The following is a 9,783-nucleotide window of genomic DNA, read 5'->3' on the forward strand; positions in this document are numbered from 1 at the left end:
TCACCTGAAACCGCATTCGATGCTGTCCCGGACCCCGTGTCCGGAAGAAGCCGCTTGCGGGCCAGACCGCCCAAGCTGAAAGCAAGGGTGCAGAATGACAGAATTCTTCAGTGCCGAGGCGATGACCGCACTTTTGCAGGTCATCATGATCGACCTCGTGCTCGCGGGCGACAACGCTATCGTCATCGGTCTGGCGGCGGCCGGCTTGCCGAAGGAGCAGCGCGCCAGGGCCATCCTCATCGGCATCATCGCCGCGACAGTGCTGCGCATCGGCTTCGCCGCCGCGACGACCCAGCTTCTCCAGATCGTCGGCCTTCTGCTTGCCGGCGGCATCCTGCTTTTGTGGGTGTGCTGGAAGATGTGGCGCGAGCTGCGCCACAGCGCTGCCGAGGAAACGCAGGGCATGGAAGCGCTCACCGAGGTCGACATGGATCGGGATGGCACGGTCGCCGGCAAGGCTCCGCGCAAGACCTTCGCGCAGGCTGCATGGCAGATCGTCATCGCCGACGTGTCCATGTCCCTCGACAATGTGCTGGCGGTGGCAGGCGCGGCGCGCGAGCATCCCGGGGTGCTGGTCTTCGGCCTGGCTCTTTCCATCGCGCTGATGGGCATTGCGGCCTCCTTCATCGCCCGCGTGCTGCAAAAATACCGCTGGATCGCCTATGTCGGCCTTCTGGTCATCCTCTACGTATCCTGTGAGATGATCTATCGCGGGGCGATGGAGGTTCTGCCCTATCTGCAGGGCGCCTGATAACGGCGCCGGTGGGCCGGTCGGAAATGCCCCGGCCCACCGGACAGGTACATCCATTTTCTTCTCTGAACGTGAAACGGCTCACATCGCATGTGGCGCCGGTCCTGTATTTATTGTTCCGCCAGCGTGAGGACGGGCCATTCTGGCATAGCCCCGCCTGAGGGGGGTAGTTTGAGTTATCAGGCGGGGCATTCCCTCTCTCATCGTCTCGCCCTCGCAGGCCGCGGAACGTTCGGCAGCCGGGCGAAGGCCCCGTTTGCGTCCGGCATGTTCCTGTCCGCCCGAAATAAAGCGGCCGCTCCTGTCACGCACATTTTGCACCGCGCGGAAAAACATGCAGACATGGCGCGCGGAACGTGCAGGCGAATGGAGACGGCATGAGTGAAACCGGCATCGAGGCGCGCAAGGCATCGCGCGCCGGCATCTGGGGATGGATGCTGTTCGACTGGGCGGCGCAACCTTTCTTTACAGTGGTCACCACCTTCATCTTCGGCCCCTATGTCGTTTCGCGCATGGCGAGCGATCCGGCTTCGGGGCAGGCGGCATGGGGCTATGGCGTGGCTGCGGCCGGCTTCGCCATCGCCATATTGTCGCCGGTTCTGGGCGCGATCGCCGACCAGACCGGCCCGCGCAAGCCATGGATCGCCTTCTTCGCGGCGATCAAGATCGCCTGCCTGTTCCTGCTGTGGCTGGCGGTTCCGGGCTCCAGCCTGTTCTGGGTGGTGGCGATATTCTCGCTGGCCTCGGTCGCGGCCGAGTTCTCCACCGTATTCAACGATTCCATGATGCCGCGGCTGGTTCCCAAAGAGCAGATCGGACACATCTCCAATGTCGCCTGGGGACTGGGCTATCTCGGCGGCATGGTCGTGCTGATCTTCGTGGTGGCGTGCCTCGCAGCCCTGCCGGATACGGGGCTGACCATTGCCGGCCTCAAGCCGCTGTTCGGGCTCGATCCGGCGCTCGGTGAAGATGCGCGCGCCACCGGCCCGCTTTCGGCGCTGTGGTATCTGGTCTTCATCCTGCTCATGTTCCTTCTCACGCCCGATGCGGTGAAGGGAATACCGATCCGGCCCGCCGTGCGGCAGGGGCTGGCGGAGCTGAGGTCGACGCTTGGCGAGGTGCGCAAGCGTCCCGGCATCTTCCGCTTCCTGATTGCGCGGATGATCTATCAGGACGGCGTCAACGCCCTCATCGTTCTGGGTGGCGCGTTCGCGGCGGCGATGTTCGGCTGGTCGATCACCGAGATCGGCATTTTCGGCATCATTCTCAACGTGGTCGCTATTTTCGGCTGCTGGGTGGCGGCGCGGCTCGACACGGCGCTGGGCTCCAAGGTCGTGGTGATGACCTCGCTGGTGCTGCTGTGCATCGCGACGGTCGGCATCGTTTCCACCGGGCCGGGCTACACGCTGTTCGGCGCGCTGCATCTGCCGGCCGACGATCCGGGCGGACTGTTTGGCACCGCGGCCGAGAAAGCCTACATTCTCTATGGGCTGCTGATCGGCGTCGCGTTCGGGCCGGCGCAGGCGTCCTCGCGCTCCTACATGGCGCGCAGCGTGTCGGCCGAGGAGGCCGGCCGCTATTTCGGCATCTACGCGCTGGCCGGGCGCGTAACAAGTTTCGCCGCGCCCTTCACGGTGGCTACGGTTACGGCGCTGACCGGCTCGCCGCGCCTCGGCATGGCGATGATCATTCTGTTTCTGGTGGCGGGGATGGCGCTGTTGGCGGGAACGCCCTATCCGGCAGACCGGAAAGGGCGCTGAAGGTCCGCCCCGGCCTTCGCAGCCGGAGTGCCGTGATCAATGCCGGAAGTGGCGGGTGCCGGTGAACACCATGGCGATGCCATGTTCGTCGGCAGCGGCGATCACCTCGTCGTCGCGCATCGAACCGCCCGGCTGGATGACGGCGGTTGCGCCGGCCTCCACCGCTGCCAGCAAGCCATCGGCGAAGGGGAAGAACGCGTCGGAGGCCACGACCGAGCCTCTGGTCAGCGGCTGGGCATGGCCTGCTGCCTCGGCTGCGTCCAGCGCCTTGCGGGCGGCGATGCGCGAGGAGTCGACGCGGCTCATCTGGCCGGCGCCGATGCCGACCGTGGCGCGGTCCTTTGCATAGACGATGGCGTTCGACTTCACATGCTTGGCGACGCGGAAGGCGAAGCGGAGATCGGCCATTTCGGCTTCGCCGGGCGCGCGCTTCGTCACCACCTTCAGGTCCAGATCGTCGACCACGGCGTTGTCACGGCCCTGCACAAGCAGCCCGCCGGCCACCGACTTCACTGTCATGCCGGCCGCACGCGGGTCGGGCAGGCCGCCGGTGACGAGCAGGCGGAGGTTTTTCTTCGCGGCGACGATGGCCTGCGCCGCCTCGCTGGCTTCCGGCGCGATAATGACCTCGGTGAAGGTTTTCACGATTTCTTCCGCGGCTTCCGCGTCGAGCAGGCCGTTCAGCGCCACGATGCCGCCGAACGCCGAAACCGGGTCGCAGGCGAGCGCCTTGAGATAGGCGTCCTTCAGAGTCGCGCCTTCGGCAACGCCGCAAGGATTGGCGTGCTTGATGATGGCGACGGCGGCGGTGCGGGCGGGATCAAACTCGCCGACCAGTTCGAAGGCGGCGTCGGTGTCGTTGATGTTGTTGTAGGAGAGCTGCTTGCCCTGCAACTGCCTCGCGCTGGCGACCCCCGGCCGTTTTTCGCCGGTGACGTAGAAGCCGGCCCGCTGGTGCGGATTTTCGCCATAGCGCATGACGCTGTCGAGCCTGCCGCCGAAGGCGCGCCATGCCGGGTTTTCGATTTCCAGCGTCTCAGTGAACCAGCCGGAGATACCCGCATCATAGGCAGCGGTCCGGGCGAAGGCTTTGGCCGCAAGCCGCTTGCGGAAGTCCAGCGGAAGCGCGCCGGAATTTGCCTGCATGGCTTCGAGCACGCCGGCATAGTCCGTAGGGTCGGTGACGATGGCGACATAGGCATGGTTCTTGGCCGAAGCCCGCACCATGGCGGGGCCGCCGATGTCGATGTTCTCGACGATCGACGCATAATCCGCGCCGGAGGCCCGCACGTCCTCGAACGGGTAGAGGTTGACCACCACAAGATCGATCGGCTCGATGCCATGGGCGCGCATGGCATCGACATGTTCCGCGTCGTCGCGGATGCCGAGCAGCGCGCCGTGGACGGATGGATGCAGCGTCTTCACGCGCCCGTCCATGATCTCGGGAAAACCGGTGAGTTCCGACACGTCGCGCACCGGGATGCCCGCTTGTGCGATTGCCTTCGAGGTGCCGCCCGTCGAGACCAGCTCGACGCCGGCGGCGACAAGCGCACGGGCGAAATCGACGAGGCCGGTCTTGTCCGAAACGGACAGCAGCGCGCGGCGCACCGGCACCAGATCGGGAGCGGGGATTTTCTTTGAGGCGACAGCCATGCGAGCGGCCCTTCATGCTGCGGAAAGATGGGGGCGCACTAGCACATGAGGGCAGCGATTCAAACGCGCGAATTGTCGTTTCGGGCCGGTCCGGACAACAGTCGCATCAGCCGTGCACCGTCGCGCCGGCCAGCCGCACCCGCTTCAGCCGCCAGCGGACTTCCGGCACCACGGATGCGTTGAACGACAGCAGGAACTGGCGGCTGATGCGCGGCCCAGCGATGCCGGCGAAGTAGATCGATTCCTCGACCTGCGGCGCGGCGTCCGGGCAGGAGAACATCCAGGCATCTCCGTTGTCGGAGGTGAGCACGAGATGGCCGCCGGAATCGGTGTACAGATTGATGTCGGGATGGAGGTGGAAGCGGACGGTCACGACGTCGTTTCCGGTGTCGCGGGCAGGGCTGCCGTCGGCGCACAGGAAGCTGTCGCGACCGACCAGCGTGCCGCCCCGGTCGAGCAGGATCAACTCGCGCTCGTGCAGCAGGCCGAAGCGTTGCAGATAGCCGTCATGACGGGCTAGGAAGCCGTGCCGGTCGGAACCGTCGCGGCGCTCGCAATGGACATGACGCGGGCCGCCGATGAGGGGCGCGCCGACAAGGCCGGAAAGGCGCGAGGAATGGCTGAAGCGGGCCGAGGAGGTGTCGTTGAGCGTCGCGGTGGAATGGGCGGCGGTGGCGCGGGCCAGCGGCCGGAATTCCGGATCGCCATAGGTATCGACGCCGGCGTTGACGATGAAATGATGGCGGCCGGACGACAGCTCGAAGGACAGGCATCCGGCATGGGCTGCGCCGGAGACAGCCAGCGGCGGCGGCGGACCCGTATCGGCGATGACGGTGACGTCGCCGATCGACAGGCGCTCGTAGCCGGAATGCGGGGCATGCAGCAGCGGTGCGCCGGCGGTGTCATCATGGCGCAGGATGGCGGCGATGCGGTCCTGCACGGTAGCGCCCATGCCGTTGAAGCAGGCGAGGCTGCCTTCCTGATGGCGGAAGAAACGCAGCGCCGGCAGCATCCGGTCAACCGCGCCCATCAGGGCGGCCGGCGGCTGTTCGGCCTGATTGGCATAGGTCTGGCGCAGCGGCAGAAGGTCGGCGAGGAATTCCAGAACCATCAGCGGATTGCGCGAGATATGGCCGCCATCGGGCAGAATCTGGCGGTCCAGCTCCTCGGCGAGGCTGCGGCTGGCACTGCGCAGGGCGGCAGGCGGGACAGGCAGGGAGAGCGCCGCGAATGCGAGGGCGATGCGCGCGCGCAGCAGATCCTTGCCGCAGGGCATCTCGCGCGCCATCGAACGCAGATAGCGGATCTGCATGGCGAGCGACCTGAGGAATGCGCGATAGAATACGAAGTCCGCACCCTGAAGCACCACGGAGGAATGCTGAAGCCAGGCTATGATGCGCTTGGAGGTGACGCCGGGCTCCCAGGCCACCCCGGAAATATGGGTGCCGTGATTGGCGATCCAGTCCTTCACCAGCACGCGCGCATTGGCGAAGGCGAGTTCCGTGTTGGCGGCGCGCATATGGCGCAGCCAGCGGAAGCCATGCAGGGAACGCCGCCAGCCCTGATGCGGAACCTCGATCCTGAACGGCGATTCGCCACCCGTCTCGACCATGCGTCCGGAGAGCGGAAAGCGCCCGTAATAGATTTCCATGGCGATCTGCGGATCGGCCAGGCGCAGGTCGGGCGGGGCGATGAGAACGCGCTCGGGCGTGCGCCCGGAATAACGCCAGCGATAGGCCGGCCCGGCACGCAGACGCCGGCGTGCGTTGCGCCAGAACTCTCTTGCGACCAGTGCCCAAAGGCGTGTCATATCTGCGGCAGCGGTTGCCAACGCCTTCCCGAGACCTCAGTTTCGCTTACAAACTATGCGATTCAATAGGTTATGCGAAGCTGAATTCAAACCCGTGCGACATGTCGTGGCGCAATCTGTCCACATGCTTTCGTAAGCGGCTGCTTGCGAAGGCCCCAAACTTCAGTTTCCTGCGCGCTTCCTGATCCTTGCGGCGAAGAAACCGTCGAGGCCCGACAGGCTCGGCGAGCCCATGTCGAGCCCTGCGGGCGTGGTGCGCAGGGTGCCTTTGGCCGTGATGAAAGGTGCGATGCCGGCGGCTTCCTGTGGCGAGATCGTATCCGGTTCGGCATCTGGCGTGTCGGCAAGGAAGGCGGCGACAAGGTCTTCGCCTTCCAGCGGATCGAGCGAGCAGTTTGAAAACAGGACGATCCCGCCGGGGCGGATCAGTGTGAAGGCCCTGTCGAGCAACCGCCGCTGGAGAGCGGCAAGCTTGGCGATGTCTTCGGGCGTCTTCGTCCACGGCACGTCGGGATGGCGGCGCACCGTGCCGGTCGAGGAGCAGGGCGCATCGAGCAGAACGGCATCGAACGGCTCCTGCGGGGTAAATTCCAGCAGGTCGCTGCGGACGATTTCCGCCTCCAGCCCAAGGCGGTCGAGATTTCCGGAGAGGCGCTTCAGGCGGTTTTGCGAGGCATCGACGGCGGTAACGTCGGCGCCTGCGAGGATGAACTGGGCGGTCTTGCCGCCGGGGGCGGCGCACAGGTCCGCAACCCTGCGGCGGGCGATGTCGCCCATCAGCCTCGCGGGCAGGGCGGCGGCGGCATCCTGCACCCACCACTCACCCTCGGCAAAACCCGGCAATTCCGTGATCGGGCCTTCCAGCTTTTCCAGCCGAACCGAACCTGTTGGCAGCACGATGCCGCCGAGGCGTTCGGCCCATGCCTGCGGGTCGGCTTTCACGGTGAGGTCGATGGGCGTTTCGAGGCGATGCACGTCAAGGATGGCCCGCGCCTGTTCCGCGCCATAGGCTTGCGTCAGCCGTGCCGCGAACCATTCGGGGGCGTCGTTTGTGGCGGCAAGCGCCGGGCCGAGTTCCGTTTGCTTGACGCGGGCAAGGGCACGCAGCACCGCATTGACCAGTCCGGCGAAGCGTTGCGTGCGCGGGTCCGATTTGGCGTGGGTGACGGCGAGGTCGACGGCGGCGCTGTCCGGCACGTCGAGGAACAGGATCTGCGCGGCTGCGATATGCAGGATGTGGGCAAGCGCGGTCGCATTGGCCGGCAGCGGCTTTTCCAGCCGTTTGGCCAGCAGCGCCGCGATGGTCATGCGATGGCGAAGGGCCGCGCCCACCATGGCGCGCACCAGCGCGCGGTCGCGCATGTCGAGCGCCATGTATTGCGGATGGCCGTGCTCGTTGTCGGTCAGCCCGTCGAGCGGCGTGCGGGCGTCGATGACCGCGCCGAGCAGACGCACCGCGGCCTTGCGGGCGGCAAGCCCCGGCACCGATGGGGCTGCCGTGTCCGGCCTGCGATGATGGGAAGCATGCCGCTTTCGGGCCGGAGACGCCTGCTTCACGACCAGGGACCTTTCGGCCCGGTGGGATTGCGGCCCCATGGGTTGGGTTTCGGCTGCGGTTCGGCGGGAGGCTCGGCCCGGGGTCCGGCCCGGGGTCCGGCTTGCGAGCGTCCGCCCCATGGTCCGGCATCCTGCGGCTCGGACCGGGGATCGGTATTGCGGGGCGCCGGTTGGCGCGCGCTGCCACCGCCGCCGCCGGACGAGGAGCCCCATTCGGCATCCATGGCCTGCAGGGCGGCAATGCGGTTGCCGGTATCGGGGTGGGTGGAGAACAGATTGTCCATGCGCTCGCCGGAAAGCGGGTTGATGATGAAGAGGTGCGCGGTCGCCGGATTGCGCTCGGCATCCGGATTGTGGATGCGTTCGGCGCTGCGGGCGATCTTGTCAAGGGCGGAAGCCAGCCACAGCGGCCTGCCGCAGATTTCCGCGCCGCGCCGGTCGGCGGCATATTCGCGCGTGCGGCTCACCGCCATCTGCACGATCATGGCGGCGAAAGGCGCAACGATCATCGCCACCAGCACGCCGACGAAGCCCAGAGGATTGTTGTTGTTGTCGCGGTTGCCGCCGAAAAACAGGGCGAAGTTGCCGAGCATGGAAATCGCGCCGGCCAGCGTGGCGACGATGGTCATGGTCAGCGTGTCGCGGTTCTGCACATGCGCAAGCTCATGCGCCATCACGCCGGCGACCTCTTCGCGCGAGAGGCGCTGAAGCAGGCCGGTCGTTGCGGCGACGGCGGCGTTCTCGGGATTGCGGCCGGTGGCGAAGGCATTGGGCTGCGCATTGTCGATCAGGTAGACGCGCGGCATCGGCAGGCCGGCGCGCGAGGCAAGTTCGCGCACGATGGCGTGATATTCCGGCGCGTTGCGCTCGTCGACCTCGACGGCGCGGTGCATGGCCAGCACCATCTTGTCGGCGTTCCAGTAGCTGAACAGATTGGTCGCCGCCGCGATGAGGAACGCGATCATCATGCCGCCCGAGCCGCCGACAAGGTAGCCCACGCCCATGAAAAGCGCCGTCATGGCGGCCAGCAGCATCGCGGTGCGCAATGTGTTCATCCGGTACTCCTCGGGGCCTTCGCGCAAAAGGGTCGATCCCTCGCGCCGGCTTCGCTATATGATGGGAAGCGAAAGGCCGGCTTTCAATCCATTTGGCAGGACGGACATGACGGATCAAGATGGCAACGAGGCGCCCGCAAACACGGAAGCGGAGCGCAGGGCCCTCAGCCCCGCGGCCGAACGGGCGCTGAAGGAGGCGGCCGAGCGCCGCAGGGCCTACGAGGCCGCGGAAGCGGCGCGCCCCGTCGAGCTCGGCGGCCGCGGCGGCAAGGAGCCCGGCCGATATGGCGACTGGGAAGTGAAGGGCCTGACCAGCGATTTCTGATTGCTGACGGCGTCCGGCCTTCAATGCAGGCGCATGGCGTCCCCTGCGCGCAGCCGTGCGGGCTTCTCCACACGGCAATAGACGCCGATATTGTGGGCGTTGTGGCGCACCAGCGTGCGCAATATGCCCGGGTCCTCGGGTATGCCTTCCTGTGAAATGATGGTGAAGCCACAACGCCGGCAGGGTTCGACGATGGTCAGTTCCAGATCGCCGATGGAAAGCGTACGTCCGATCCATTCCGTTTCGGGGAAGCTGCCTTCGACTTCCGGCATGTCCACAAGGATGCTCGGCCGAAAGCGGCGGCGGTCGGGAATGCCGTCGGGGTGAAGCGCCTTCAGCCGCGCCAGAGAGGCGGTGGTGAGAAGGTGCACCGGCGCTTTCTCGTAGCGGGCGCGGGTTTGGGGTCCGTCGTAACCGTCGGGGCTTTGCCCCTCGAAGGGCAGGATTGCCGCGGTGAAGCCGAGATAGTCCGAAACGGCCCGCTGGCTGTCGTCGCCCGGCGCGGCAAGCCATTCGCCCTGCGGCGTCATCACCTGAAGGCGGCGCGCCTCGTCGAGCCTTGCCCTGATGCGCGGCGCCTTGTGCCATTTGGGAAGCCGGTCGGGCCGCGCGATCTCGCCATCCGCCGTGTCGATCAGGCCGTAGAGACGGTCGCCATCGGCGCCGCCATGGCCGAAATCGAGTGCTGGCAGCATCTCCCCGCCCAACGAGCTGGCGGGGTAACGCCACAACTCCGCTACCTGCCCGATGTCGGCCATCGCCGCCTTCTACCCTGCCTTTTTATTCTGTCTGTTCTGGATGAGGTCGTTGACGACGGCGGGGTCGGCGAGGGTTGAGGTGTCTCCGAGGGCGGCGAAGTCGTCCTCTGCGAT

Annotated in this window: 8 protein-coding genes; 3 read left to right on the plus strand and 5 right to left on the minus strand. The window is 66.4% G+C overall.

The genetic code is table 11. The annotated features are described in order from the left end of the window. The first annotated feature begins 94 nt into the window (after nt 1–94). Both DES43_RS20175 and DES43_RS20180 read left to right on the plus strand, forming a co-directional pair. Nucleotides 95–751 (plus strand): TerC family protein, encoded by a 657-nt coding sequence (locus DES43_RS20175; RefSeq protein WP_035027427.1) that lies wholly within the window; start codon nt 95–97, stop codon nt 749–751. A 377-nt stretch (nt 752–1,128) separates the two neighbouring features. After that, a complete protein-coding gene (locus DES43_RS20180; protein ID WP_035027430.1) occupies nt 1,129–2,511 on the plus strand; it encodes an MFS transporter in 1,383 nt (460 codons plus the stop codon). A 36-nt stretch (nt 2,512–2,547) separates the two neighbouring features. On the opposite strand, the gene purH is transcribed toward DES43_RS20180, so the two are convergent. From purH to htpX, 4 genes are all read right to left on the minus strand, one after another. Beyond that, nucleotides 2,548–4,164 carry a bifunctional phosphoribosylaminoimidazolecarboxamide formyltransferase/IMP cyclohydrolase gene (gene purH / locus DES43_RS20185; RefSeq protein ID WP_035027433.1) on the minus strand — a complete coding sequence of 539 codons (1,617 nt, stop codon included), beginning with the start codon at nt 4,162–4,164 and terminating at the stop codon, nt 2,548–2,550. A 106-nt stretch (nt 4,165–4,270) separates the two neighbouring features. Continuing rightward, complete coding sequence (locus DES43_RS20190) at nt 4,271–5,995, minus strand: heparinase II/III family protein (protein WP_035027436.1); 1,725 nt, start codon at nt 5,993–5,995, stop codon at nt 4,271–4,273. 141 nt (nt 5,996–6,136) lie between these two features. Further along, nucleotides 6,137–7,537: an RsmB/NOP family class I SAM-dependent RNA methyltransferase gene (locus DES43_RS20195; RefSeq protein WP_245514609.1), complete on the minus strand. Its 1,401-nt coding sequence runs from the start codon at nt 7,535–7,537 to the stop codon at nt 6,137–6,139. Next, nucleotides 7,528–8,586 (minus strand): zinc metalloprotease HtpX, encoded by a 1,059-nt coding sequence (htpX, locus tag DES43_RS20200; protein ID WP_133676088.1) that lies wholly within the window; start codon nt 8,584–8,586, stop codon nt 7,528–7,530. Before htpX ends, DES43_RS20195 begins: the two co-directional genes overlap by 10 nt. A gap of 106 nt (nt 8,587–8,692) precedes the next feature. Here htpX and DES43_RS20205 point away from each other — a divergent pair, with 106 nt between their 5' ends. Then, nucleotides 8,693–8,911: a DUF1674 domain-containing protein gene (locus DES43_RS20205; RefSeq protein ID WP_035027491.1), complete on the plus strand. Its 219-nt coding sequence runs from the start codon at nt 8,693–8,695 to the stop codon at nt 8,909–8,911. A gap of 20 nt (nt 8,912–8,931) precedes the next feature. Here DES43_RS20205 and DES43_RS20210 read toward each other — a convergent pair whose 3' ends face one another. Continuing rightward, nucleotides 8,932–9,669: an MOSC domain-containing protein gene (locus DES43_RS20210; protein WP_035027444.1), complete on the minus strand. Its 738-nt coding sequence runs from the start codon at nt 9,667–9,669 to the stop codon at nt 8,932–8,934. Nucleotides 9,670–9,783: the final 114 nt, after the last annotated feature.

Source organism: Aquamicrobium defluvii (genome assembly GCF_004363725.1).
Lineage (GTDB): Bacteria > Pseudomonadota > Alphaproteobacteria > Rhizobiales > Rhizobiaceae > Mesorhizobium > Mesorhizobium defluvii.